This is a genomic window from Bacillus sp. FSL K6-1145, assembly GCF_038003425.1.
In the GTDB taxonomy this organism is placed as follows: domain Bacteria; phylum Bacillota; class Bacilli; order Bacillales; family Bacillaceae; genus Bacillus; species Bacillus pumilus.
Map to the genome: position 1 here is coordinate 2,941,167 of NZ_JBBOPC010000001.1, position 25,846 is coordinate 2,967,012.

Annotated in this window: 29 protein-coding genes; 11 read left to right on the forward strand and 18 right to left on the reverse strand. The window is 42.2% G+C overall.

Features of this window, described 5'->3' with window-relative positions:
- Positions 1–8: 8 nt before the first annotated feature.
- Positions 9–2,396, reverse strand: coding sequence for a 3-hydroxyacyl-CoA dehydrogenase/enoyl-CoA hydratase family protein (locus tag MHH41_RS15020; protein ID WP_340866515.1), 2,388 nt, complete (start codon positions 2,394–2,396; stop codon positions 9–11).
- Between the two features lie 199 nt (positions 2,397–2,595).
- On the opposite strand from MHH41_RS15020, the gene MHH41_RS15025 reads away from it, so the two are divergent.
- The 3 genes from MHH41_RS15025 to MHH41_RS15035 are packed head-to-tail and all read left to right on the forward strand — an operon-like array spanning position 2,596 to position 3,370.
- Positions 2,596–2,733 carry a YuzL family protein gene (locus MHH41_RS15025; RefSeq protein ID WP_003212904.1) on the forward strand — a complete coding sequence of 46 codons (138 nt, stop codon included), beginning with the start codon at positions 2,596–2,598 and terminating at the stop codon, positions 2,731–2,733.
- A 44-nt stretch (positions 2,734–2,777) separates the two neighbouring features.
- On the forward strand, positions 2,778–3,011 hold the full coding sequence (locus tag MHH41_RS15030; RefSeq protein WP_223250686.1) for a hypothetical protein: 234 nt from the start codon (positions 2,778–2,780) through the stop codon (positions 3,009–3,011).
- An 11-nt stretch (positions 3,012–3,022) separates the two neighbouring features.
- Complete coding sequence (locus tag MHH41_RS15035) at positions 3,023–3,370, forward strand: spore coat protein (RefSeq protein WP_058013724.1); 348 nt, start codon at positions 3,023–3,025, stop codon at positions 3,368–3,370.
- Between the two features lie 33 nt (positions 3,371–3,403).
- Here the strand turns inward: MHH41_RS15035 and MHH41_RS15040 are convergent, their stop codons facing one another.
- The 3 genes from MHH41_RS15040 to MHH41_RS15050 all read right to left on the reverse strand — a co-directional run bounded on the left by MHH41_RS15040 (position 3,404) and on the right by MHH41_RS15050 (position 5,152).
- Positions 3,404–3,655, reverse strand: coding sequence for a YusU family protein (locus MHH41_RS15040; protein WP_003213733.1), 252 nt, complete (start codon positions 3,653–3,655; stop codon positions 3,404–3,406).
- Positions 3,656–3,726: 71 nt separating this feature from the next.
- Positions 3,727–4,557 (reverse strand): ABC transporter ATP-binding protein, encoded by an 831-nt coding sequence (locus tag MHH41_RS15045; RefSeq protein ID WP_340866516.1) that lies wholly within the window; start codon positions 4,555–4,557, stop codon positions 3,727–3,729.
- 148 nt (positions 4,558–4,705) lie between these two features.
- Positions 4,706–5,152, reverse strand: a complete 447-nt coding sequence (locus MHH41_RS15050) for a YusW family protein (protein WP_170965972.1) — start codon at positions 5,150–5,152, stop codon at positions 4,706–4,708.
- Between the two features lie 111 nt (positions 5,153–5,263).
- Here MHH41_RS15050 and MHH41_RS15055 point away from each other — a divergent pair, with 111 nt between their 5' ends.
- Positions 5,264–6,109 carry an oxidoreductase gene (locus tag MHH41_RS15055; protein ID WP_268459262.1) on the forward strand — a complete coding sequence of 282 codons (846 nt, stop codon included), beginning with the start codon at positions 5,264–5,266 and terminating at the stop codon, positions 6,107–6,109.
- 46 nt (positions 6,110–6,155) lie between these two features.
- On the opposite strand, the gene MHH41_RS15060 is transcribed toward MHH41_RS15055, so the two are convergent.
- Positions 6,156–7,526: a S1C family serine protease gene (locus tag MHH41_RS15060; RefSeq protein ID WP_003213179.1), complete on the reverse strand. Its 1,371-nt coding sequence runs from the start codon at positions 7,524–7,526 to the stop codon at positions 6,156–6,158.
- A gap of 336 nt (positions 7,527–7,862) precedes the next feature.
- Here MHH41_RS15060 and MHH41_RS15065 point away from each other — a divergent pair, with 336 nt between their 5' ends.
- On the forward strand, positions 7,863–8,540 hold the full coding sequence (locus tag MHH41_RS15065) for a response regulator transcription factor (RefSeq protein ID WP_251190839.1): 678 nt from the start codon (positions 7,863–7,865) through the stop codon (positions 8,538–8,540).
- Positions 8,537–9,868 carry a sensor histidine kinase gene (locus tag MHH41_RS15070; protein WP_003213777.1) on the forward strand — a complete coding sequence of 444 codons (1,332 nt, stop codon included), beginning with the start codon at positions 8,537–8,539 and terminating at the stop codon, positions 9,866–9,868. The genes MHH41_RS15065 and MHH41_RS15070 overlap by 4 nt, the downstream gene beginning before the upstream one ends.
- 20 nt (positions 9,869–9,888) lie before the next feature.
- On the opposite strand, the gene spxO is transcribed toward MHH41_RS15070, so the two are convergent.
- Positions 9,889–10,053: an anti-adapter protein SpxO gene (spxO, locus tag MHH41_RS15075; RefSeq protein WP_003212782.1), complete on the reverse strand. Its 165-nt coding sequence runs from the start codon at positions 10,051–10,053 to the stop codon at positions 9,889–9,891.
- A 192-nt stretch (positions 10,054–10,245) separates the two neighbouring features.
- Here spxO and MHH41_RS15080 point away from each other — a divergent pair, with 192 nt between their 5' ends.
- Complete coding sequence (locus MHH41_RS15080) at positions 10,246–11,124, forward strand: TetR/AcrR family transcriptional regulator (protein ID WP_050944099.1); 879 nt, start codon at positions 10,246–10,248, stop codon at positions 11,122–11,124.
- Positions 11,125–11,203: 79 nt separating this feature from the next.
- On the opposite strand, the gene fumC is transcribed toward MHH41_RS15080, so the two are convergent.
- Together fumC and MHH41_RS15090 are read right to left on the reverse strand one after the other, a co-directional pair.
- Positions 11,204–12,598 (reverse strand): class II fumarate hydratase, encoded by a 1,395-nt coding sequence (gene fumC, locus MHH41_RS15085; protein ID WP_137054422.1) that lies wholly within the window; start codon positions 12,596–12,598, stop codon positions 11,204–11,206.
- A gap of 88 nt (positions 12,599–12,686) precedes the next feature.
- The gene (locus MHH41_RS15090; protein WP_003213147.1) at positions 12,687–12,854 is read right to left on the reverse strand and encodes a YvzF family protein; all 168 of its coding nucleotides are present in this window, start codon (positions 12,852–12,854) and stop codon (positions 12,687–12,689) included.
- Between the two features lie 114 nt (positions 12,855–12,968).
- On the opposite strand from MHH41_RS15090, the gene MHH41_RS15095 reads away from it, so the two are divergent.
- Genes MHH41_RS15095 through MHH41_RS15110 form a run of 4 tightly spaced genes read left to right on the forward strand, consistent with a single transcriptional unit; the run spans position 12,969 to position 16,998 of the window.
- Positions 12,969–14,393: a spore germination protein gene (locus MHH41_RS15095; RefSeq protein ID WP_212045525.1), complete on the forward strand. Its 1,425-nt coding sequence runs from the start codon at positions 12,969–12,971 to the stop codon at positions 14,391–14,393.
- Positions 14,380–15,474 carry a GerAB/ArcD/ProY family transporter gene (locus tag MHH41_RS15100; RefSeq protein WP_340866517.1) on the forward strand — a complete coding sequence of 365 codons (1,095 nt, stop codon included), beginning with the start codon at positions 14,380–14,382 and terminating at the stop codon, positions 15,472–15,474. The genes MHH41_RS15095 and MHH41_RS15100 overlap by 14 nt, the downstream gene beginning before the upstream one ends.
- Positions 15,471–16,592 carry a Ger(x)C family spore germination protein gene (locus MHH41_RS15105; RefSeq protein ID WP_050944103.1) on the forward strand — a complete coding sequence of 374 codons (1,122 nt, stop codon included), beginning with the start codon at positions 15,471–15,473 and terminating at the stop codon, positions 16,590–16,592. The genes MHH41_RS15100 and MHH41_RS15105 overlap by 4 nt, the downstream gene beginning before the upstream one ends.
- A 37-nt stretch (positions 16,593–16,629) precedes the next feature.
- A complete protein-coding gene (locus MHH41_RS15110; protein WP_003212877.1) occupies positions 16,630–16,998 on the forward strand; it encodes a hypothetical protein in 369 nt (122 codons plus the stop codon).
- Between the two features lie 47 nt (positions 16,999–17,045).
- Here MHH41_RS15110 and MHH41_RS15115 read toward each other — a convergent pair whose 3' ends face one another.
- The 10 genes from MHH41_RS15115 to MHH41_RS15160 form a co-directional block, all read right to left on the reverse strand.
- A complete protein-coding gene (locus MHH41_RS15115) occupies positions 17,046–17,681 on the reverse strand; it encodes a response regulator (RefSeq protein ID WP_003213157.1) in 636 nt (211 codons plus the stop codon).
- Positions 17,678–18,742, reverse strand: coding sequence for a two-component system sensor histidine kinase LiaS (gene liaS, locus MHH41_RS15120; protein ID WP_003212649.1), 1,065 nt, complete (start codon positions 18,740–18,742; stop codon positions 17,678–17,680). Before liaS ends, MHH41_RS15115 begins: the two co-directional genes overlap by 4 nt.
- On the reverse strand, positions 18,739–19,503 hold the full coding sequence (liaF, locus tag MHH41_RS15125; RefSeq protein WP_034620120.1) for a cell wall-active antibiotics response protein LiaF: 765 nt from the start codon (positions 19,501–19,503) through the stop codon (positions 18,739–18,741). Before liaF ends, liaS begins: the two co-directional genes overlap by 4 nt.
- Positions 19,504–19,533: 30 nt before the next feature.
- Positions 19,534–20,403, reverse strand: coding sequence for a LiaG family protein (gene liaG / locus MHH41_RS15130; RefSeq protein ID WP_050944104.1), 870 nt, complete (start codon positions 20,401–20,403; stop codon positions 19,534–19,536).
- Positions 20,404–20,514: 111 nt separating this feature from the next.
- Positions 20,515–21,180: a stress responsive protein LiaH gene (gene liaH, locus MHH41_RS15135; protein ID WP_003213665.1), complete on the reverse strand. Its 666-nt coding sequence runs from the start codon at positions 21,178–21,180 to the stop codon at positions 20,515–20,517.
- Between the two features lie 15 nt (positions 21,181–21,195).
- Positions 21,196–21,588, reverse strand: a complete 393-nt coding sequence (locus MHH41_RS15140; protein WP_050944105.1) for a hypothetical protein — start codon at positions 21,586–21,588, stop codon at positions 21,196–21,198.
- A gap of 166 nt (positions 21,589–21,754) precedes the next feature.
- Positions 21,755–22,324 carry a cob(I)yrinic acid a,c-diamide adenosyltransferase gene (locus MHH41_RS15145; protein ID WP_137054419.1) on the reverse strand — a complete coding sequence of 190 codons (570 nt, stop codon included), beginning with the start codon at positions 22,322–22,324 and terminating at the stop codon, positions 21,755–21,757.
- Between the two features lie 116 nt (positions 22,325–22,440).
- Positions 22,441–23,727, reverse strand: a complete 1,287-nt coding sequence (locus tag MHH41_RS15150) for a heme ABC transporter ATP-binding protein (RefSeq protein ID WP_340866518.1) — start codon at positions 23,725–23,727, stop codon at positions 22,441–22,443.
- Positions 23,724–24,782, reverse strand: a complete 1,059-nt coding sequence (locus tag MHH41_RS15155; RefSeq protein WP_050944108.1) for a FecCD family ABC transporter permease — start codon at positions 24,780–24,782, stop codon at positions 23,724–23,726. The genes MHH41_RS15150 and MHH41_RS15155 overlap by 4 nt, the downstream gene beginning before the upstream one ends.
- Positions 24,748–25,698 carry an ABC transporter substrate-binding protein gene (locus MHH41_RS15160; protein WP_050944109.1) on the reverse strand — a complete coding sequence of 317 codons (951 nt, stop codon included), beginning with the start codon at positions 25,696–25,698 and terminating at the stop codon, positions 24,748–24,750. Before MHH41_RS15160 ends, MHH41_RS15155 begins: the two co-directional genes overlap by 35 nt.
- Positions 25,699–25,846 lie beyond the last annotated feature (148 nt).

Below are 25,846 nucleotides of genomic sequence, written 5' to 3' on the forward strand. Positions count from 1 at the left end.
ACTCCCCCTTAGTTACGTAAAGGTTTTCCTTTGACGAGCATGTGCTGCATGCGTGCTTGTGATTTCACTTCTCCTACAAGACTTAAAAAGGCTTCTCTTTCAAGCTCTAATAAGTATTGCTCCTCTACCTCTGTTCCAAATGGCAGTTTTCCGCCGGAAATAACATGAGCTAATTTTTTAACAATGGTCATGTCATGCTCTGAAATGTATCCAGATAATCTCATATTTTCAGCCGCCAATATCATCGCTGCATAGCCTGTTTCTCCCATGACGGGTACCTTTTGCTTGAGCGGTGCACGATAACCTGCTTCATCAAGAGAGAGCACGAGTTGTTTCGCATCATAGATCTGGTGGTCTCCGTTCATGCTGATTCGGTCACTCATGCGGAGCATGTTCATATCCCGCGCTTCTTCAGCAGAAGTGGATACTTTAGCCATTGCAATCGTTTCAAATGTTTTCATCGTGGCATCTTGTATAGCGGTCTGTGACGGCTTCGCTGATCCTTGCAGATGGCGAAGGTATAATTCTTTGTTTCCACCGCCGCCTGGAATCAGCCCAACTCCCGCTTCGACAAGACCCATGTATGCTTCACTCGACGCCTGAATAGCTGCTGCCGGCAGACAAACCTCTGTTCCGCCTCCAAGTGTCATACCAAACGGCGCAGCAACGATTGGACGGTCGCTATATTTCACCTTCATCATTGCCTGCTGGAAGCGGCGGATCACAAAGTCAATTTCAAAGAAATTATCGTCCTGAGCCTCCATTAAAATGAGAGCAAGGTTGGCGCCAACACAGAAGTTCTTCCCTTGGTTTCCGATGACAAGCCCTCTATAATTCTGTTCCACCTCATCGACAGCGCGATTGATCATGTCAATGACATCTAGTCCAATGGCATTGCTTTTGGAGTGAAATTCGAGCAAGGCGACATCATCACCGATATCAATCAAGCTCGCACCAGCATTTTTGAAAATCACGCCGTTCTTCTTTTTCAATTTCGCTAAGGAAATATTCTTGTCGTTTCCTTTTTCCTGTTCGTAAGCCCCATTGTGATAAAACGCACGCTCTCCATCAGCATTTTCTTGATAGAATGTGTCGTGTCCTTCTGACAGCATGTCTTGCACCCACTGCGGGATGCTGTGACCTTCTGCTTCCATGCGCTCGACTGCTTTTTTCACACCAATTGCATCCCAGAGCTCAAATGGACCGTGCTGCCAGCCAAATCCCCACTTCATTGCGTTATCGATGGACTGAATATCATCCGCAATTTCGCCTGTTAACTGAGCTGAGTAAAGGAGCACAGGTGCCGTCATGTTCCAGAGCAATTGTCCTGCACGACCATCTTGATAAATAAGCGCTTTCAATTTCGCTTTCGTTCCCTTTTGCTGCTTCGCCATCTCAATGCCTGGATCTTTCAGCTTCGTTCGTTCTCCGTATGTGAGCGTCACAGGATCAAGTTCTAAAATGGTCTTTCCATTTTTTTGATAAAATCCTTGCCCTGCCTTGCTGCCAATCCATCCCTTTTCAAGCATTCTTTCAATAAACTCAGGCAACTGGAAAATATCTTTTTCTTTTCCTTCTACTTGGTCATATACGTTACGGGCTACATGGAAAAACGTGTCGAGCCCTACGACATCAAGTGTACGGAAGGTCGCACTTTTCGGTCTTCCAATGAGGGGTCCTGTGACCGAATCCACCTCTCCAATGGTGTATTTGTTTTCAAGCATTTCACGCACTGTCACAAGGAGTCCATAAGTACCAATACGATTGGCAATAAAGTTCGGCGTATCTTTCGCTTCAACGACGCCTTTACCAAGTACATCCTCGCCAAACGTTTTCATAAATTGGAGTACTTCTGGATCTGTTTCTTGAATAGGAATGATTTCTAAAAGCTTTAAATAACGAGCTGGGTTAAAAAAATGTGTACCTAAAAAGTGGCGTTTAAAATCCTCTGATCGGCCTTCTGCCATTTTTTCAACCGAAATTCCAGATGTGTTACTTGATACGATACTGCCTTCTTTGCGGTGTTCGTCGATGAGAGAGAATACATGTTGTTTGATGCTGAGCTTTTCAGTGACGACTTCAATGATCCAGTCAGCATCATGTAATAAGGAAAGGTGATCTGTGAGATTTCCCGGTGTGATGTATGATAGGTTTTTTGCTGAAGTAAGAGGTGCTGGCTTTTGCTTTAACAATTTTTTCATCGCTTCTTGACTTAATCTATTCCGAACACTAGGGTGATCAAGCGTTCGCTTTTTTGCCGTTTCTTCCTTTGTCAGTTCGTTTGGCACAATATCTAGCAATGTTACTGGTATCCCGATATTGGCTAGATGCGCAGCAATGCCTGAGCCCATGACACCTGAACCAATGACAGCCGCCTTGCGAATATGTTTGCCCATAAATATCCCCCTAAACATTTTGAATGAACAGTCATTCATTTTTTGTCCAAAAAAAAGCAATGCCTCTTTCTTTATCTTAAAAGATTTTCCGAAACAGTTCAAGAGCGGATTTCAAAAATTTACACATTCTCATGTGCCTTACTTTGCGGCGTATGAATTAAAGATGAGAGGGCATTGTAAGAATGGAGGTGATGTCCACATGTCTCGTTTGAAGAAAAACCCATCGAAAGCAGGCGTAAGTGCTGCAAGTGTAAAAGGAAACGCAGGTCCATCACAGGAAGCAGACCTAGGCGGCAAAAAGACTAGTCAAAATCAACAATATAAAAAAAATCAGTAAGGAAACAAAATTGTAAGGAGGAACACACCTTGAACAATCAGCAAATGAATATGCCCCCGCAAGTCATTTCAGTGAAAGATTCCTTGTACTTAGAGGATATGCTGAATTGGAACTTGATCGCTATGAAAAAGGCTCACTTTATGGCCGAGCATTGCCAGGATCAAACATTGAAACAAGAATTAAATCAAGTGGGCCAAATGCACCATCAGCATTACACACAAATTCTTCAGCATTTAGGCAGCTCAGGGCAAGGCCAGTCTACTGGCTTTATGCAATAGGAGGAAAAAACATGGAACAACAAAACCAACAAAAAATCGGGAATCCTCAAACTCCGGTTCCCACGACAACAAACATGAATGATCGTGATTTTGTCACAGATCTCTTGTCGACTGAAAAATATATGACAAGCGGATACAACACAGCGCTCAATGAATTCAGTCATGAATCTCTTTATCAGGATATTCAGCGAATTGCGCTAGAAACTCAGAAAACACAAAGACATTTATATGATGTCATGTTCCGATATGGCTGGTATTCTGTTGAAGCCGCTGAACAGCAAAAGCTCCAGCAGGCGCACCAGAAATTTCAGCAAACACTGACAGAACAATCTCCATACGGACCATCACAGATGTCATAAAGAAAAACTGCCAGTATGTAGCTGGCAGTTTTTTTAACGATCTTGATTCGCTCGATGAGCTTCGTTCATTTGTTTGATTCGCTGAATGGTTTCTTTGATTTCTTCCTTAGCCTCTGGATACGATTCATTAAAATGCTTTGCTAGAGGCGGCATGCTTTTTGCGATATGAGAGTAGATCACCCATTGTTTCACATCTTGTTTCAGTGCGTCTGTTGATTCGCCAAGGAGTAGCTCAGTATATTTCTCAAGCAAGCCTTCCAGCTTTTCATCTAGTTCATTCCCCATTGATCTTCCGCTCCTTTTTCAGAAAAAAGCCTGACTCTGTACGTAACAGATGTCAGGCTTTTGACATACAATTATCTTGCAGCGAGAAATGTCTCCGCTTGCGCTTGCTGCACAATACAGCGTCCTCTGCCGTGCGGAATACATAATGGAGTTCCGAATAAAGGATCTGTTGTCACTTGGCAGTTCATATCGAAAACATTTTTCACAAGATCACAATTAATGACCGTTTCTGGTCTTCCTTCTGCATAAATCGTCTTGTCTTTAATCGCTACAAGGTGATGAGCATATCTACATGCGAGATTCAGGTCATGAAGAACCATGACAATCGTGCGCTGCTCTTTTTCATTTAAGTCAAACAGAAGGTCGAGAATTTCAATTTGATGCGTCATATCTAAATACGTCGTCGGCTCATCTAACAAAATGATATCCGTCTCCTGCGCTAACGTCATCGCAATCCATGCACGCTGCCTTTGTCCACCTGATAATGAATCGACCGTTCGATCAGCGAGGTCTTCCATCTTTGTTGACTTCAGTGCACGCTTCACTGCTTCTTCGTCTTGCTTTGACCACTGCTTCAGCCAATTTTGATAAGGATATCTGCCTTGCTTCACTAGCTGATGCACGGTTAATCCTTCTGGCGCTTCTGGTCCTTGCGGAAGAATAGCGAGCTGTTTCGCTACTTCCTTTGTTGGTAATTTGGCAATGGAATGACCTTCAAGCAGGACAGACCCACCCAATGGCTTCATGAGACGGGCCAAAGAGCGAAGTAGCGTGGATTTACCGCATCCATTGCTGCCAATAAATACTGTGATTTCACCCTTAGGGATCGATACATTTAGTTCATCTATGATCATTGTTTCTCCGTAGCCTAAGCTTAAACCTTCAGTAGAAATGGCACTCATTCCGCTCAAACGCTCCTTTTCTCATGCAAATTTTTTATATGAAATATCGTCTATATATAGACGCAAAAGATCACTTATCTCAATTTAGTGTATCAGATTTAAGTGATTTTGAAAATCATTTTCAATTAAAAAATGAGAAAGTTCCGTTTTACTTCTTCTTTTGGAATGTACGTTTGGTCCCATCTTCAAGCTTCATATCGACCTGAATTCGCTGATAATCATCGTCTAAATTAAAAGCAGCTAATAGCTCATTGACATACGTTTCATTGATCTTCGCACTAGGAATCGACATATCATTTAGCTTCATCTTCATCTCGCGTAAAGCTTCTTCACCTTCATAGCGGACACCGTTCATATGATCACGAATCAGTGCTTCTTCTTTTCCTTTCGCCTGACGATAGGTGGCTTCGTATAATTCGCTTTTCTGCCCGTATTGAACATGCAGGTGGAGATGCTCAAATGGAAGTTCCTTCATTTGAACCGCTGAGAGACTCTCTGCTTCCGCTTCCTTTGTTTGCTGGAGCGGCTCAATCGATTGGCAGCCAGACAGCATAAAAAGCAGCACTCCTATTTGTCCCGCCTTCTTCCAACACATCATGCGCTTCCTCCTATTTCTTATCATCGCTTTTTATTCTTCTCCATCCTTCTTTTCGTTATTCAATAAAAGAGCGGTCTATGGTAAATTGAAACAAAAAGGAGGTACGAGATGATGAAAAGGACAGCCATTGTAACTGGTGCCAATAGCGGCTTTGGCAAGCTCATCACGATAGGGCTCGCCAAGCAAGGCTATACAGTGATTGCAGGTGTCAGGCAGGAAGCAAATGCGAAAAAGCTTGCTGAAGAAATCGAGCAAGCCTCGTTAGCCGAAGCGATACATATTGAAGCATTAGATGTGACAGACACGCAGTCGATTCAAGCATTTCAGAAAAAGTTGCATACTTACGCCCCCATTACCTTGCTTGTCAACAATGCTGGAACAGCCTATGCGGGTTTTGCTGAAGAGGTTCCTGTTGACACGTACCGCCAGCAATTTGATGTCAATGTTTTCGGAGTCATGGAAGTGACACAAGCCGTCCTTCCGCTGATGACAAATGGTGCAAAGATATTCAATATGAGCAGCATCAGCGGATTAATGGGAATGCCCGCACTTTCTCCTTATGTATCCTCCAAGTTTGCTTTAGAGGGCTACACAGAGAGCTTACGCATTGAACTTGCCTCGTTCGGTATACAGGCAGCCCTGATCGAACCAGGCTCTTTCCAAACGAATATTTGGAACACGTCTATGAACGAGCACATGTTACAGCCAGAAGAAGGATCAAAATACATACACCTCTATCAAAAGATGATGGCTCATATCAATGCCCAGAAATCAAACTACGGGGACCCGCTTGAAGTCGCAGACCTTGTGATTCGATTAGCCGAGAAGAAGCGGCTGAAAAAGCTGAGATATCCGATTGGGAAAGGAGTGCGGCTTTCATTCACAGCAAAGCAGCTCCTGCCTTGGAGCATGTGGGAAAAGATCATATTACGTACACTCTCTTCAAAAAAATAAGCATAAAAAAACAGGTAGACCTTTAACGTCCACCTGTTTTTTTCATTTATTCAGTTTCAGACTGTCCAAGGGTAATGTCTAGGTTCTTGTTTTTCCCTTCACGAATAACAGTCATTGTCGTTTTATCGCCGACTTTTGTTTCTTTGTACAAAATTTCTTTCAGCTGAGAGCTGTTCGCCACGTTTTTCCCTTTAAACTTGATGATGACATCTCCAGACTTCAAGCCTGCTTTTTGTGCAGGTGATCCTTTTGATACATCCTTTACGTAAATCCCTTTGCCGATTTGTTTATCAAATAGGCCGAGCGTATTTTCTTGATACGTTTCAGGCACTTGCTCAAGGTCAATCATTTGTACGCCAAGATAAGGACGTTCAACCTTTCCGTTTTTCAAAAGCTCATCTACAATCGGTTTGACATCGTTACTTGGAATCGCAAAGCCGAGTGATTCCACACCGCTTTCGCTAATTTTTAAGCTATTGATACCAATGACTTGACCATCTGTATTGATAAGCGGTCCACCGCTGTTTCCTGGATTGATCGCTGCATCTGTTTGCAGTACATTCATTTCCACCGTACCAGATGATGTGTTCGCTTCAACTGTACGATCAAGACCACTAATAATCCCTTCTGTCACAGTACCAGAGAACTGGGCACCAAGCGGGTTCCCAATTGCAATCACTTTGTCTCCAGCACGGAGCTTAGAAGAATCACCAAAGCTCGCCACTTTATCAATGCCGTCTGCATTGATTTCGACAACAGCTAAATCTGTCATCACGTCACTGCCGACAAGCTTCGCGTCTTTTGTTTTTCCGTCATAAAGTGTGACCTTCAATTTATTGGCACCCTCGACTACGTGGTTATTTGTAATAATGTACGCTTTTTTGCCATCTTTTTTAAAGATGACACCAGAACCCGTTCCAGCTTCAGCTTCTGTTGAATCACCGCTAAGGCCAAACGAATTTTGGGTAGATTGGTAGTTTGAGACTCCCACAATGGTTGGCTCTAAATCTTCTACCATATCAGAGACATTCGTGGCATTGGTGATTTGTTTTGTTGAGAAATTTTCAGAGGCTGCCGGTTCACTTGACGCTGTTTGCGTTTGAGTGTTTGCTGCTGTGTTCTGTGACTGTGGCAAAAGCGGTGTAATGCCAAGCACAAGGCCTCCGCCAATAATTCCTCCAAGGATCGGACTGAGCCATGCTGCTTTCCGCTTTTTCTCCTTTTTCGACACACGGTCATCCTCCATTTGAGGAGAATGGTTTGTCACACTCTCCTGAGTGGCAGAAGCTTCGTTTTCATGAGGTTGAAAAACGAGTTCCTTTTCTTTTTCAGGTTCGTCTATTTGTTTCTCATTCTCTTGATGTACATCTTCTTGTTGATTCAACTTCTTCTCTTCATCTTCTCTTCGGAAATCCATCGCTTACACTCCTTTACATCATGTTCATGACTTGCTTGATTCATATGTGTAGATCGGACTCATGTCCTCTTAATGGCAACATCATTGAAAATACTACATGACAATATGTCAAATTATATAATACTTATTCATAGAAAAAAAGCAAGGTGCGCACATTCGTGAAAAGCACCTATTGATCTGCCTTTTGTCTATGCCCTTTTTTCCCTTGAGCTTATCATAAACAAACATTATGGGATAATAATGAGAAGAATATGTGAAATTGTGAAAAAAGCATGTGATTGTTGACATGCCGCCTTTGTATCCCGTTATAATGACGTTGAGAGGATGTGGAAGACTTTGTCGTACACCATTTATTTAGTGGAAGATGAACAAAACTTAAACGAACTTTTAACCAAATATTTAGAAAGTGAAAATTGGAATGTCTCCTCTTTTTTAACCGGAGAAGCGGCACGCGAAGCAATGAATAAGCCGCCGCATCTATGGATTTTAGATATCATGCTGCCTGATACAGATGGCTACACACTGATTAAAGAAATCAAAGCCGCATCACCTGACGTACCGGTCATTTTCATTTCAGCACGCGACGCTGATATTGATCGTGTCCTCGGTTTAGAGCTGGGAAGCAGTGATTATATTGCGAAACCATTTCTTCCGCGCGAGCTGATCATTCGGGTGCAAAAGCTGCTTGAGCTTGTGTACAAAAACAGCGATACTCCGCAGCAGCAAAGTGTCACACCCGTCTCCTCATATGTCATTCATGAGGATGTAAGAGAGGTGTATGAAGGAGATCAGCTGATTAACTTAACTTCTAAGGAATTTGACTTGCTGCTTTTATTTACACATCATCAAGGACATGCTTTTTCTCGTGAAGATATCCTCATCAAAATTTGGGGACACGATTACTTCGGGACAGATCGTGTGGTCGATGACCTTGTCAGACGATTGCGCAAAAAAATGCCCGACTTAAAGGTCGAGACCATCTATGGATTTGGCTATAGGATGCTAAAAGGATGAAGAACAAACCACTCGCTTTTCAAATTTGGATCGTCATCTCTGGTATTTTGCTCACCATCTCGATTGTTCTGATCATCCTATTTTCCAATACATTACGAAATTTTTTCACGAATGAAATTTATAAAAATATCGAAAATGAACAGCAGGTGCTCACAGAATATCCGTTGAACCGAGACGGCTCGCCAAAGTCGACACCGGAAAACCGCTCGGTGCAACACATTCTGATTCCGTCAGATGAATTAAACCAAATGGGGCAGTTTTTCCCGCACGCCTTTATTGAGAAAATCCAAGCCTTTGTGAAAAAACAAAAAAGCGCAACGAAACGCTATTCTGAAGAGGTGAATGGCCAGCACATCTTTTTTGTCATCAAAAAAGTATCAACAGGCAATACACAATATATTCTTTTGTCTTATGCGCCAGACTCTTATCGAGATGACCTGTCCTTTACGCTGTTTAAACAGCTGATCTTTATCCTGGGCACCGTTATTTTATTAAGCTGGATTCCATCGATTTGGCTTGCCCGCTACTTATCCCGTCCAATCGTTGCGTTTGAAAAACACGTGAAGCGGATTGCACAAGAGGACTGGGACGATCCTGTCATCGTTGACCGGCAAGATGAAATTGGAAAGCTTGGTCATACCATTGAAGAAATGAGACAAAAACTCATTCAAAAGGATGAAACAGAACGGACTCTTTTGCAAAATATATCACATGACTTAAAGACACCTGTCATGGTCATCCGCGGCTATACGCAGTCGATTAAAGATGGTATTTTTCCTAAGGGAGATCTTGAACAAACAGTGGAAGTCATTGAAGGTGAAGCGGAAAAGCTTGAGAAGAAAATCAAGGATTTGCTGTACTTAACAAAGCTTGATTATTTATCAAATCAACACCCTGCACATGCTTCCTTCCTACTCAGTAATACGATGCTGGAAGTGGTCGACCGAATACGCTGGTCGAAAAATGAATTACAGTGGAACGTGGACTTAGATGATGAGGCTGCTCTTGAAGGCGATCCAGAACAATGGAGCAAATTATTTGAAAATGTCCTAGAAAATCAACTTCGCTACGCAAAAAGGAAAATTGATATTCAAATGAAACAGGAAGAGGAACAAATACGCATTGTCATTCGTAATGACGGTCCTCCAATTGAAGAACATATGCTATCCAGCCTATACGAACCTTTTAGTAAGGGAAAAAAGGGCGAATTCGGTATTGGATTAAGCATTGTCAAAAAAATTCTCTCCATGCATCAAGCGTCTATATCAATTGAAAATGATGATCTAGGTGTACGTTATACGATCACAGTTCCAAAGAAGAGACTGTAGGTTTTTGACCGCAGTCTTTTTTAGATGAATGAATACCCATTGAAATCACGGTATGTGGCTTTGATTTTCTTGCCAGCTTGATACATCCATTTCTTTTCAATGGTTGTCTCTTTCGGCATTTTGACTTTTTCTACTTGAATTCCTTTTGTTCGCAAGCGTCTTATCATATCATCAATTTCTCTCATGGAACATCATCCTTTCACATTTTTTGACCAGTTGGTCACCTTACTTTATAATATAAAGAATTACACTGTAAAAAACAAGTTACAATCTGATTAATTTTTGAAAACTTTCGTCGTTTATGACCGATAAGTCACATCTCTTTGCGCACGTTTCCTAAGACATTTGTCTCTCGGTAAGAAAGGATGACATTCATATTGAAAAAGAAAGAGAAAATGATCATTGAGGCTGGCATGAAATTGTTTGCCAGTAAAGGCTACAATACAACGTCTGTTCAGGAAATTGCGGATGAATGCCACATGTCAAAGGGTGCTTTTTATCTTTATTTTAAATCAAAGGAAGCACTGCTCATTTCAATCTTACATTACTATTACGATAAGGTATTTACCCGAATCCACGAGGTTCAAACAGAGGGCGGCACACCAAAGGAAGCCTACCGCAAGCAGCTTACTGTCTACTACGATAATATTTTGCAGCAAAAGGATTTTATTAAAATGCAGCTGAGCGATCGAGCACTGCCAATGAATGAAGAAACGCAGCAGCTCGCAAAACAAATCAGACTTGCCACCATTCAGCTTCACATTGATAACATTAAGCAGGTATATGGAGATGCAGCGATTCCTTATATGGCTGATCTTTGTTTGACAATTGAGGGCATGAGCCACGTTTATTTCGAGCTTGCGATTTTATATGATTTTCAGCTGGAGGCTGAGGAGCTAGCCGCAACGATGATTCACCGTATCGATGATTTGATGGGCGGTATGATGGCGCGACATGATCTTCCGCTCATCTCTGTAGATCAAGCGAGCGATTGGTTTGGTCCTATTTATGAACGGTCATTCGACCCGCTGACAGAATCTCTTTTAAAAGAATTAAGAGAGCAGGCTGAAGCACACTATGAAGTGAAAGACGAGCCTGATTTATTTGAAGCACTCGGCATTCTAGAAAATGAATTAAACAAACAAAAACCTAGACAAGTCATCGTGAAAGGTATGCTGCATCAACTGAAATTGTTCGCACCGCTCCAATCCGTATCTGAGTCACTTTTGCGTATTTTGAAAGAGGATCATTTGTAGAACCCAAGGCAGAACCTGGGTTTCATTTTTGTCCACATCACGTTCAATGAAAAAAACCAGGGGCAGCCGCCCTTGGTTCTTATTTTGCTTTCGGTGTCACCATTTCTTCTGGTTTCACAAACTCTTCAAACTGCTCTTCTGTTAACAGCTCTAATTGAAGTGCTGCTTCTTTTAACGTTAAACCTTCTTTATGAGCAAGCTTTGCAATTTTCGCTGCATTTTCATATCCGATGTGCGGGTTAAGTGCCGTCACAAGCATCAATGAATCGTTCAAGTTTTTCTCGATTGTTTCTAGGTTTGGTTCGATTCCAACTGCACACTTGTCATGGAATGAGTTCATGCCGTCAGCAAGTAATTCAACTGATTGCAAGAAGTTATAGATGATGACCGGCTTAAATACGTTCAGCTCAAAGTTTCCTTGGCTCGCGGCAAAACCGATTGTTGCGTCATTCCCCATGATTTGTGCTGCAATCATTGTTAATGCTTCACTTTGAGTTGGGTTGACTTTACCTGGCATAATGGAGCTTCCTGGCTCATTTTCAGGAATGATCAATTCACCAATTCCGCAGCGAGGACCACTTGCCAGCCATCTCACATCGTTGGCAATTTTCATTAAATCAGCTGCAAGTGCTTTTAGGGCACCGTGTGCATACGTAATTTCATCATGGCTTGTCAGCGCATGGAATTTGTTTGGTGAAGAATTGAAATTTTGACCTGTCAGCTTGCTGATTTCCTCAGCGACATATTGGCCAAACTCAGGATGTGCGTTAATTCCTGTACCAACAGCTGTTCCGCCAATCGCAAGCTCTCTCATTTTTTCAGTTGATTCTAGAATCATTTCTTTTGAACGGTCCAGCATGTACACCCAGCCGCTAATTTCTTGACCTACTGTCAGTGGAGTTGCGTCTTGCAAATGCGTACGACCGATTTTAACAATCTCTTGATATGCTTTTGCCTTCTCATCAAGAGTCGCTCTTAATTGATCAATCGCAGGCAATAATTTTTTGTACACAGCTAAAACAGCTGCCACGTGCATAGCAGTTGGGAATGTGTCATTTGAGCTTTGGCTGCGGTTGACGTCATCATTCGGATGAATGCTGAACTCACTATTTTTATCTTTCAAGTAAGCAGTTGCTCTATTTGCAACGACTTCGTTCATATTCATGTTACTTTGTGTCCCGCTACCTGTCTGCCATACAACAAGCGGGAAGTGCTCGTCATACTTTCCGCTGATGATGTCATCACATACAGCAGCAATTGCTTCTGCTTTTTCGCTCTCAAGGTTGCCAAGACGTTCGTTGGCAATCGCTGTGCTACGTTTCAAAATTGCAAACGCATTCACAACTTCCTTTGGCATTTTCTCAGAACCGATTTTGAAATTTTCTTTGCTTCGTTGTGTTTGTGCACCCCAGAACTTGTCCTTTGGCACCTTGATTTCGCCCATTGTATCTTTTTCGATTCTAAATTCTGTCATTATGTATCCCTCCATAGCTTTATACACTCAACTCTATTCTATACAAAAAACGAAAATCCTTTAAGCGTTTTCAATTAAAATTTTATCTTTATTTTAATTTTAGTTCAATATAAACGCGGACATCTTTCGAATATTTGTATTTTGGGTTCGTTTTTCCGTAATCCTTTGATGTATATGTCACTTCATAATGCTTGTCAAACGACTGTAGAATACGGTCAATCTCCTCTTTTGTTCCTGCTAAACGAATTTGTGCCATCCTGTTTCCTCCAAAACCCTCATTCTTTCTTTTACCACAAAATAATGTAACACAGAATATTGTTTTTTCAAGCAGGTAATGCTAAGAAAAAGTTATTTGAGGCGGGTGATCCTTTTGAATCAGACTCCATTGAAAGAACACTTATACGATAATCTCTCCGTCATTCTCCCACAATTAAAGGAAATGGATGATTTGGTCCATGAGAAAAAAACGCTGCCTCACGGGCAGGTTGTTTACTATTTATACATAAAAGAAATGAACGAAAAGATGGAGATTCAAACCTTTTTAAAGCTGCTTCTCCAAGATCATACCTCTCTTACAAAAGAGAAGTTGGAATCTAATTTATCCATGATGACGACACGTTCGGTGAAGACCTCTGAAGAATTGATCGATGCGATTTTTGAAGGGCATTGCGTGGTGCTGATTAATGGATTTCAGCATGCGTATATTTTAGAAACGCATGGAACGAAGAAACGCAGTTTAGGGGATTCTACATCTGAAACAGTCGTAAGAGGGCCGAAAGTTGGCTTCATTGAAGATTTAAACACGAACTTAGCTCTCGTGCGACAGCGCTTGAAAAACCCTGACCTCAAAACAGTAAACATGAAGATCGGGGAAAAGAAATACACCCAAGTGACCATCATGTACATTGACGGTATCGTTGAAACCTCTGTTTTAAAAGAGGTAAAAAAACGGCTCAAGCAAGTCACCATTGATGATATACAAGACTCTGGTGTTCTTGAGGAGCTCATTGAAGACAATGTGTACTCTCCTTTCCCGCAAATTCAAAACACAGAACGGCCGGATAAAGTCGCGTCTGCTTTAAATAATGGCCGGGTCGCCATTTTTGTCGATCATTCACCTTTTGTGTTAATTGTACCTGCTTCGCTCGCGACGATTATGCAATCACCTGATGATTATTATGAAAGATGGATCGCCGCCTCTCTCATTCGTATGCTGCGGTTTACCTCGATCTTTCTGACATTATTTTTATCAGCCATTTATATTGCGCTTGTGTCGTTCCATCAAGGACTTTTACCAACAACTTTGGCTATTTCGATCTCAAGTACAAGAGAAAATGTCCCCTTTCCGCCTATTGTGGAGGCACTCATCATGGAGATGACGATTGAGCTCCTGCGGGAAGCCGGCTTAAGGCTGCCAAATCCGCTCGGTCAAACGATCGGACTTGTTGGCGGGGTTGTTATTGGCCAGGCAGCCGTTCAGGCTCATATTGTGAGCTCGATCATGGTGATTATCGTCAGCGTGATGGCCCTTGCGTCCTTTACTGTTCCTCAATACGGGATGGGCATGTCCTTTCGTGTGCTCCGCTTTGTGTCCATGTTTGCTGCGGCTACCTTTGGTTTATACGGGATTGTGCTGTTTATGCTCGTACTCCTTACTCATCTCACACGGCAAAAAAGTTTTGGCACACCGTATTTCTCACCAGATTTTGTGTTCAGCTATAAAAACGAGGACAATTCCATTATTCGATTGCCCTTAAAAAATCAACAGAAAGGAGAACGAGATGGTCAATCATAAAGAGTCGATATCAAGCTATCAGGCAAGTGCCATTATTGCAAATACAACACTAGGCGCAAGTATGATGATTCTGCCAAGATCGATGGCTCAGGCTGCGGCTACACCTGACGGCTGGATTGCACTCTTACTTATGAGTGTCATTTACATAGTGTTTATTTTTGCAAATGTCCTGATGATGAAAAAAATCCCCTTCTCCTCTTATTATGATTATACGAACGAAGGGCTTGGGAAATGGCTGGGCGCTCTTGCCAATCTCTTGATTATTATTTATTTTCTTGGCGTCGCCAGCTATGAAGTACGCGCGATGTCGGAAATGGTCAAATTCTTTCTGCTTCAAAACACGCCAGTAGCCGTGACAATGATCAGCTTTATTGTAGTTGGGTTTTATCTGGTGATTGGCGGAATTGGTGATTTAGCCCGGCTTTTCCCTTTTATACTGATTGTGACGCTCATCATCTTATTTGTCGCTTATGGGCTTAGTCTCCAAGAATTTAAGTTAGATAACCTCCGTCCCGTTTTAGGAGAGGGGTTCTCCCCTGTCTTCAATTCCTTGAATGCATCTGCCATATCGTTTGTCGGCATTGAAATGATACTGTTTATGCCTGCTTATCTGAACACACAAAAACACACCTTTGCTTATGGGACAGTCGGCTTTTTGATTCCTGCGATTATTTATATTTTCACTTATATGATGGTGATTGGTGCGCTGACTGTTAAAGAAACGGCGACTTTGACTTGGCCGACCATTGCCTTATTTCAATCATTTGATATTCAGGGGATTTTTATTGAACGAATTGACTCCTTTTTGCTTATCGTTTGGCTGATTCAGCTTTATACAAGCTTTGTCGGATATACATTTTTTGCTGCAATCGGGGTGTCTAAACTGACCAAGTTTCCTAAAAAAGTGGTCCTTGTTTTAATGGGAATTGTCATTTACTTTGCAGCGATTTTTCCAAAGGATGTCGATACAGTGCGAAATTATTTAACCTATGTGAACAACCTCTTTTTCCTGCTGTTCGGCATTCTCCCGTTTCTCTTATTTATCATCGTGTTTTTCAAAAGGAGGCGGAACACAACATGAAAAAAAAAGCAGCTGTTGCTCTTTTGACGCTGGTTCTATTAAGTGGTTGCTGGGATAGCACAAATATTGAGGAGCTTAACATGGCGATTGGATTTGCAGTAGACAAAGGGGACCAAGGGAATAAATTAAAGGTATCTATGCAAGTCCTCGTTCCTCAAAAGATTTCTCAGGAATCAAACATCAAAGACCCTACGAAAATCATTGAAACAAACGGGGATTCTGTGCATCAAATATTCCGCACAACGGCGCTGAAAAGCCATCGCATTTTCGCACAGCAGCTACGGGTGTTTTTGTTTTCTGAGGAACTCATCAATGAGAATGATTTCGACCTCGTCATTAATCAATTCATTCGAGACAATGAAACGAGGAGAGGAGGCCTCGTCTTTATGACCTCTAAGAATCCTGGAGACATGCTGAAAATCAATGACGACGGACAGCCAGCCTCTACGACCTTATACGATCTTTCTGAGAATAGAAAATCAACCATTCGCATGTTTAAGACTAGCTCATTAGGAGATATTTCTTCTGCCATGCAAAACAATGTATCTTTCGCTATTCCGAAAGTCAGCGTCGATCAAGGAAAATTAATGATCGATGGAGCCTCTATTATTAAGAATAAGCGATTTCTCACCAATATCTCTCCGTTAGCAGTACAGTCATACAATCTGTTAACTGGAGACGGACTGGGTGGAGTCATTGAATTTGAATATGAACACAGCATCTACTCTTTTGAGATTTTCAAACTCAAGCACCATATTAAAACCAATAAATCAGCCAGCGGAAAATATCAATTTGATGTGTCAGTGGAACTTGATGGACGATTGTCTGAGGATTGGAATGAACGTGAAAACGCTTTTAATGAAAAGTATCTCAGAGAAATTGAAGGCGTTGTCAAGCGTCGAATAGAGACAAGCGTTAAAGATTTCATCGGTGAATTACAGCACGAGATCAAAGCAGATATTTGCGGATTCTATCAAAAGGCGAGTATTGCCTACCCGAAGGATTTTCGAAAAGAAGCAAAACATTGGGATGAAATTTTTAGTGAATCAGATATTCGTTACAAAGCAAATGTGAAAATCCGTGACTTCGGGACTAAGGGCGCAACACAATCCTTATAGAGTATGTTAAAATGGTAAGAAAAAAAGGGTGTCAATCATGAAACGAGCTTTACTTTCGGCCGGCATTCTATTTTTGATTCTAGGAATACTCCTGTTAGTCGTTGTATTCATGCAATCAAAAGAAGATTTCTTCATTGAAGCCGACAGCTTTTCGAGCACATTTTTGATCGTGATTTATTATGGACAAACCCCTGCGCTCCTTCTTGTTGGAGGCGGTATATTCGTCGGACTTTCACAGATCATTGGTTTGCAAGAGAAAAAGGCAGCATTGGCAAAGGAGAGCGTAAAGCTATTATCCGAGATGAAGAAAGCCCTAGAAGACAAATCGGCCGAGGAGCAGGAGGCTTTTCCAGTTCCTGAGCTCCATCAACTATCCGAACGTCCGATCACAGGACAGAAGGACTAAATTTACGCATGTTCTAGCAGCTTTCTTTTGAAAGCTGTTTTTTTATTTTATTGAATCAGCTTATGACGATGCGCATACACAGCCGCTTGCGTCCGGTCTTCTACATCGAGTTTGGAAAGAATGTTTGTAATATGTGTCTTCACTGTTTTAATTGTAATAAATAGTTCCTCAGCGATGACCTTATTCGATTTCCCATCGGCAATCAGCTTCAAGATTTCCATTTCCCTTGCTGTTAATGCATCATGAAGGATCGATCCATTTGAGGAATGACGAAGTTTATTCATCACCTTTCCAGCTACTTTTGATTCTAGTCTTGGTTCGCCGATACTTGCAGACCGAATGGCATCTGCAATTTCTCCTGCCTTGGATGTTTTTAATAAATAACTTAAAGCACCTGCTTCAATCACTGGATAAACTTTATCATCGTCAATAAAGCTCGTCAGAACGATAATTCGAGCATCTTCAATTTCCTGACAAATTCTTTTCGTTGCTTCGATGCCATCCATGCCTTCCATGACAAGATCCATTAAAATGACATCTGGCCTTAATTCAACTGCGAGCTCTACACCTTTTTGTCCATCTGACGCTTCACCAATGACTTCAATATCAGCCTGTGCCTCTAAAAAAGCAGCAAGCCCCATTCTCACCATTTCGTGATCGTCGATTAAAAGCACTCGAATCATCGAACGTTCTCTCCTTTTCCTTCATCAAAAATGGGAACCTTCACATCAATTTGTGTTCCTTTTCCCTCAAATGACATAATCTCTGCGACACCGCCTACTTCACTTGTTCTTTCACGAATTGATTCCAGTCCGTAGGAGGCCGTCTTCACATGATCGGTTTGAAAGCCGATCCCATTGTCGATAATCTTCAGCTGCACCTGCCGATTTCGAATGAGCAGACGAACCGTCACCTTTGTCGCCTTTGCATGCCTGAATACATTTGACAGGGCTTCCTGTACAATTCGGAAGAGGTGATCCTCTACTCCTTTTGAGAGCGGAACATCATCTTCTATTTCCCAATCAATATCAATCGGCTGTTTTGCTTGAAATTCATTTAGGAGCTCAATCAAGCCCTTTTTCAAGTCTTTTCCTTCAAGGGTGATCGGTCTGAGATGAAGCAAAAGCGCACGCATTTCATTTTGTGCATCGCCAGCCATTCGTTCGACTAGGCGCATTTGCTTTAAAATCTTTTCATCCTTTTCCTTCATGACTTCAAGAATCGCAGAGGTCATCATCGAGATCGCAAATAACTGCTGGCTAACCGCATCATGCAGTTCTCGTGCTAAACGCTGACGTTCTTCTGAGACGACCGACTTTTTCATTTGCACCTGCCATTCTGCCCGCTCATTCGAGAGCTTTTGCAAAGAGGCTACTTGACCTTCCACTCGTTTCGCCATTTCATTTAATTGATCAGCCGCTAAGCCAATTTCATCGTCGCCAAGAGACGGCAGTCTGTATGCAAAGTTCCCATTTTCAAACTTTAAAATCGACTCTACAAGCTGATCAAGACGCTTTTTATGCTGATAGCCAAATACATGTGAGGCAGAAAACCCAATGGCAAGACTAATGATCAGTAAAATACAAAAAAACGGGATGCCAAACCAGCGGGTAGAGAGGAGAATCATCGGATCAAGCTGATAATAAAAAAACATGGGCAGCATCGTCATGATGACAACACCAAGCGAGATCCCTACTCCAAGACGAATAGATTGCCACTGGATACCTAGATGGAGTTTCCTCATAAGTATCTCACATCCACATCTCCGATCAGTAAAGAGATGGAGATTTTCACTTTTCGTTTGCTCTCATCGTAATTGTCTGTCATCACATACACTTTACTGCCGAATCCGCTTCTTTTTTCATCAATAATTTTCATATCACCAATGGCAGCTGAAGCACTCACACATACTTCAATATCCTGCGGTACGAAAATATCCACATCTCCGATGAGCCCGCTTATCACGATCGTGCTCTCTTCTTCTGCGATGATGGCCTTTGATAAGTCGATTTTGACATCCCCGATAAACCCTGAAATCGTCAAATCACTTAATTGAAACGGCTTTTTCATCAGCCTGACTTCACCGATAAAAAAGTCATGCTCCTTGCGCGGCTTTGTCTGGCTCTTTGTTTTCTTTTGCTCGCCCTCTTTTTCAAGATTGACTTTCAATGAAGGCTTATCGCTCTCCGGTGCTTCCTTTTTATCGACATCAAAAACAGGTTTGTTTTTCAATAAGCGATAGCCGGCATATATCAAAAAGGCCGCAAATAAATATCCTGTGAGACTAAATGTAATATTGAGCAGGAATTTTAAAAAGAGAAAGCCGGCAAAAATATAGGAAACTGAACCGAGCCAACGTTTGGATCTTGAGTGCAGCCAATAGCCCGCAAGCGCAAAAAACACAGGCCAAAACAAATCGGCTCCGATCCCAATAATTTTGAGAAATAGATTAATACCAAAAATCACGACAATGATGCCTAAAATTTGATTCCTTGAAAAACGCAGTTGACTCGCCTCCTTCCTTTGTTTCGTTCATTACCGCAGCTTTAAGTTTCCGCTTGTCATTTCAATATCGACTAAGTGTGTCCCTTTTCCCCGCGTGCCTGTAAAGCCTCGACCTTCACTATCTGCTTGATCAAAGTGATAGGTGTGATCGACACTTCCACTTGTTTTTTTCACTTGGACATTAAAATCTCCTTCATCCGGCAGGTTAAATTTTGCGCTGCCTGATGTCATGTGAAAAGAGACAGGTGATTCAATGGTATCAAAACTTGCCGTCAATCTACCACTTGTCATTTCTAGCTGCATTTCGCCTTTGACATCTTTAATATCGGCACGCCCTGAGGTTGCTCCAATATCGCTATTTTTCGCATCGATGTGAGACACAGAGAGTCTGCCAGATGTCGCTTTGATTTCGACATTGTTTGCTGAGAAATTCTCGGCATTGAGGTTTCCGCTTGTTGATTTGAGGATCACATCTTCAAGTGCCAGCTTCCCTTCGCCGTCCATCTCACTGACCCCGCTTCCACCCGTAATCTTCACATTTTTATGATAATCTGTTGGCATTTTGACTAAGAGTTCTCCTTTTTCAAATGAAGTGAAAAACAAGAATCCTTTATTTTCAGCACGGATTTTAAATGTACTACCTGTTTGTTCAGCATACATTTTCCCTTTTCCACCTACGACCATCACGGAAATATCGGAACGATTTTCAGGTTTTACCTTCACGCGAAATCCAGAAAGAGAAATATCTAATTGATCAATTTCATCTTTTTTCGCTGAAGCTGTTGTGACTGGTTTTTCACGGGAGAAACTCAAATGAAAGAGATTTTCGTTTTTGAAAAGCATCCCAATCATTAAAAAGACACCTACGAGTATACAAATTAGACCAATTAATCGCTTCATTCATACCATCCCTTTATCTTCTGACCTTTTCATTATAAGGAAAAGCGAAACAGAAAGAAATCAAATATCGGAAGAAAAATCCTGCTTTTCTTCCGATCTGCCATTGATTTCTTAGTTTGCTTGCTGCTGCTCAGGCTTCTTCTCCAGCTTGAGCTTCTGCCATTCTTTTTCAACCTCATCAGCATAGTCTAGATGAGCATATGCTCCTTGATCCTCAAATTGTGTATAGCTGCCCGCTTTTGTCTCCATTTCTTCGATACGGTTCTCCATTCGAAGAAATTCTTTATATGCACTTTCACTATCTACTTTATTCATAGATTCGTTCATATGCTGCTTTGCCTGTGCGGCATTTGCTCTTGCTATGAGTGCCTGCTTCTTGTCTTTAATATCACGCAGCTTCGTTTCTAACTGTTGCAATTGCTCTTTCAGCTCTTTTAATTGTTTCACAGATTGCTGATAAGCTTCCTGATATTCCTGATGCTTTTCTTCAAAATACTTCATTTCTGTGAGCGCTTTTCGTGCTAATTCTTCTTCTCCTGCATGAAATGCCAGCTCAGCCTGCTTCTTTCTTTTATCAGCAAATGCTTCCGTCTCTTCTGCTTTGCGCAGGAAGCCTTGTTGAATCGTTTGCTGTTTGATGATCGCATGTTTCGCTTTGGCAATATCGTCCTCCATATCACGAACGTACTGATTCAGCATGACACGTGGATTCTCCATTTTATCTAAGCCCTCATTGACCGTTGCAACAAACATATCTCTCATTCTTCTGAATACCATTTGAATTTCCTCCTCTTATTTTTTCTTTAAAAAGTCTTCCCATTCTTGATCAAATGACGTGTGCATAGGTTCTTCCATTTTCGGTGACGTGTTTGGCTCCATATATGATCTACTTGATGATTCTTTTGCCTGTTTACCATTGATCATCGTCCAGCCGAAGTAGAGAAGCCACCCAGCTAGTGCGATTCCAAGGATAAATGGAAGAGCTTGCACAACGATCATGACACCAATGACTGCTAGAATGACGCCGAAGGTTTTACTGCCTTTTTCATATTTCTTTACACCTACATAGATGAGCCACGCCCCAATCAGAATTGGGATCAGCCCTCCTAGTGAGCCACCGAAGAAGATGGATAGACCGACAAACATTAAAATCGAACCGATGATGGTTTTACTTGTTATTTTCATCTTCATGCCTCCTTTCTTGCTCCTTGCTTTTACTATAGTCAAAAAAGAAAGCTGGCAAAACGTGTCGCAGATTGATCTTTCATTGCGACCAGAGTCGTAACTTCGCTCAGACTGAGCGGTAGAACCCAATAAAAAAGCACTCTTCTCATTTGAAGAGTGCTTTCCTTTATTTAGACCGAAATACGTTTGCACTTCGTTCATATTCAACATCCGCTTCACCGAGCCGATGATTCACGATTCGGGCGGCTGCAAATAAATAGTCAGAGAGCCGGTTTACATATGTGAGCGCAACTGCTGGAATCTCCTCCTGCTTCGCAAGCGTCACCATATGCCGCTCTGCTCTTCTGACGACTGTCCGCGCCACATGTAAGAGAGCTGCGCCTTCCTGGCCGCCCGGTAAAATAAACTTCGTGAGAGGCGCGGCTTCTTCTACATAGTCATCCATTCTTTGCTCAAGGACTGCTACAGACGCTTCAGTTAATTTACCTTCTTTCGGTGGTTTGACTGCTGCCAAATCACCGCCGCAGTCAAACAGCTCGTGCTGTATCACAATCAGCTCTGACAAAATGTCTTGAAACAATTCGCCATGCTGACGTAAATGTGCATGTGCGAGTCCAATGAAGCTATTCGCCTCATCTAACGTGCCGTATGCCTCTACTCTCACATCATCCTTATCGGCTCTCCCGCCGATCAAGCCTGTTTGACCTTGATCCCCTGTTTTTGTATAAAGTTTCATTGGTATTCCTCCTTTTCTTTTGCTTTGTCCTTTTAGTATAACCTGAAGTGAAAAGGATGTATTTGTTTAACTAAAGTACTGTGATCGCATCATAAACAAAAAGCGAACCATTTGGTTCACTTTTGAATGGCATTTAATGAATAAAGAAGAGGGTGCACTTTCTGCTTTAATCTTTCGTGTAAATGCTCATCATCTTCTGTTTCCTGCATACCCACAGCAGCGATACAAAGATGATGAATGGACATGCTCGTCTCCTGTTTTATCATGTGGACAAGCTGCCCCATAAGCTGAACAGACGATCCGTCTGATATAGACTCTTTCAATACAAGCCAAATGGTCAGCTCTTCTTGATGACGCATACCGTAAAGCACCATGTTGTCGTCTGTGTCTTCAGCAGCAAATTGTTTTGGTCCACTCGTTAGGTTATAAAACAATAGTCCCTCACGATCATCCAACTCGTCACGAAGCATGTCACTTCCCGTTCCGAGAGACCTTTTCCAAAAGAAGCCGCCCTTTTTCTGATGTGAGGAAAGGATGCGGAGCGGCTGTTTGAGGGAAAACGTCATTCCTTCTCCTCCATACGTTTTCCACCCATCCGCTAACTTTGCATTTGATGCTACAGAAGCCCCCGCAGGTTCAATGATCAGCTGAGGATTTGCCCTTCGCGGGTGTTGGAGCGGTGTTACATCTGTTTCATACACACGGTTGATTCGCTCAGGCGTCAAGACGTGATGCGGCAGCCCTACTATTTCCGTCTTTCCTTCATCAAGCAGCAGCAGCCGGTCACAATACAAACTGGCGATGTTCACATCATGAAACACACCGATCACCGTTAGCCTAGAGGAAGTGGTCTCTTCTTTAATTAAATCAAGCAAATCCTTTTGATAGGCCAAATCAAGAAAACTGGTTGGTTCATCCAGCAATAAATATTCAGGCTGCTGGGCTAATGCCTGTGCCAAGTACACACGCTGCTGTTCTCCCCCGCTTAGCTCATGAATAGATTGATTCTTAAACTGTGCAACATCCGTTTGTTCCATTACTTTGTTTACGATTCGCATATCCTCTTGGGTAACAGATTGTAGCCATCCTTTTTGATATGGATAACGACCGAATTGAACCGTTTCTTCCACTGTAAATGAGAAGGCTTGGTCCGTTTTCTGCGGTAGAACAGCCATTTTTTGCGCAAGCGCCTTTGGACGATAGGATTGAATCAGTTGACCGCTCAGGCGAACTTCACCACTATCAGGTTCCAGCAACCCAGAGATCATTTTAAGCAAGGTCGACTTCCCGCTTCCATTTGGACCAAGTATACCGAGAAATTCCCCTTGATTTACCTCAAAACTGATGCCACGTATGACCTCTTTCTCTCCATATCCACCTTTGATTTCCTTCACTTGAATCATAGATGAGTCCCTCCTCTATATTTACGAATGAGGATGATGCCGAATACAGGGGCACCAATTAACGCTGTGATGATGCCGATCGGTAATTCAGTCGGCTCAATGATCGTACGCGATAACACATCTGCTAAAACAAGAAAGGAAGCGCCATTCAGCATAGACAAAGGCAGGAGGTGCCGGTGGTCTGTGATCGCTAAGAGGCGAATAAAATGAGGAATCACAAGTCCCACAAACCCAATCGTCCCTGACACTGCTACTGCACTACCAGTCAGAATCGATCCAGCAAGCAGCACGATATATTTGCTCCTTTTCACATGTACACCTAATAGCTTTGCCTTCTCCTCGCCATACGTCATGACATTCAAATCTCGCCCCATCAGCATTAATGCAAAGGTCCCAATCAGAAAGAAAGGAAGGAAAAGCACAATATAGCGCCAGCCCCTCATGGACACACTGCCAAGAAGCCAATGAATAATCTCTTTTAAATCATCACCCGTTAAGGCAATCATCAATGATATAAGCGCGCCCAAAAAAGAACTGAAAATCACCCCTGTTAAAATTAAAGAGGAGATGCTCATCCCCCGATGGACAAGACGCGCAAAAAAGAGGACGAGACATAGGGTCACAAGCGCTGTTGTCATACTGAAAAAAGGCAGTGTGAAACTGCCGAGCAAAGGGAGCTGCAAACTGAAAAATAGGGTCGCGACGGCTCCAACTGATGCCCCTTGAGATACACCCAGTGTATATGGGTCAGCAAGAGGATTTTTTAATAAACCTTGAAATGCTGCACCAGATAACGCCAGCGCTGCTCCGACTAATGCCGCTAATATCACTCTCGGCAGCCGGATATTCATCATAATATTGCGATCAATTGAATCTATTGTGCCTATCTGCACACCGAATAGTTCATGAACAAATATACGGAGAATAGAAGGAATGGGAATCCCTAAGCTTCCAAAGGAGATTCCCATTCCAATGCTCATCACAAGAAGTAAAGCACTTAGTGTGTATGCGATGATGAATTTATTTGAACGTGTCAGGATAGATGCTTTTCGCAAGAGCCTCGACTCCTTCAACCAATCGCGGCCCCGGTCTTGATGCGAGATCCGTATTCAATTGAAAGACTTGTTTTTCCTTCACTGCTTTGATCGCATTCCAGCCGTCTCTCTTTTTCAGATCAGCTAAGCTGGAACCATCAATTGTGACGATTACGTCAGGGTTTCGTTTGATAATCGATTCTTCTGTCATTTGCACCCAGCCAGTTTGATCACCAGCAGCATTTTTCGCATGGATAACAGAAAGCATTTCATCCATAAATGTATGAGTACCTGTTGTATAAATTTCAGGCGTACCTGAAACTTCAACAAAGACTGTTTTTTGTTTGTCTTTCGAGATCGCCTCTGCTTGTTTCTTGATGTGATTCAATTTTGCTTTCATCTCGTCTACAAGCTTTGTTGATGCTTCTTTTGCACCTGTTGCTTCACCGATCGTATTGATCGATTTGTACACATCCTTAAAGGAAGTGGCATCATTTACAGTCAGTACTTGAATTCCTGCATCCTCTAGCTGTTTAAATCCCTCTTTTGATCCCAGCTGCGAGGCATGAGCTAGTACAAGATCAGGCTTTAAGGAAATCACCTTCTCGACATTGAATTCAAGTCCGCCAATCTTCTCTACCTTTTCAACTTCCTTTGGATAATTGTCAAAATCAGATCGTCCAACCATTTTATCTCCAAGACCAAGCGCATAGGCAACCTCTGTATTACTTGGAATTAATGAGACAATACGTTTAGGCTGTTCTTTGATTTCGACTGTTTTACCAGCTGCATCTTTAATCGAGACAGGAAATGCCGCAGCCGCTGTTTCGTTATTTTGTGAACTCTTTGCTTTATGGTCTGTTTCAGCACCTGCACATCCTGCTAAAACACCCATCACAAGCAATAGCGATAGCCAAATGGCCGTTAACTTTTTCATGAATGAACCCCCTGATTTATGTACTGCTTGACGAAAGCTCTTCCGTCAATTCTTTTCTAATTTCGGGAATATTATACTACAGTGCAGATAGGTTGTATATGTGATTTCTAAAAGCGTCTTTTTCGTTCTGATAACAGAAAAACAGCCT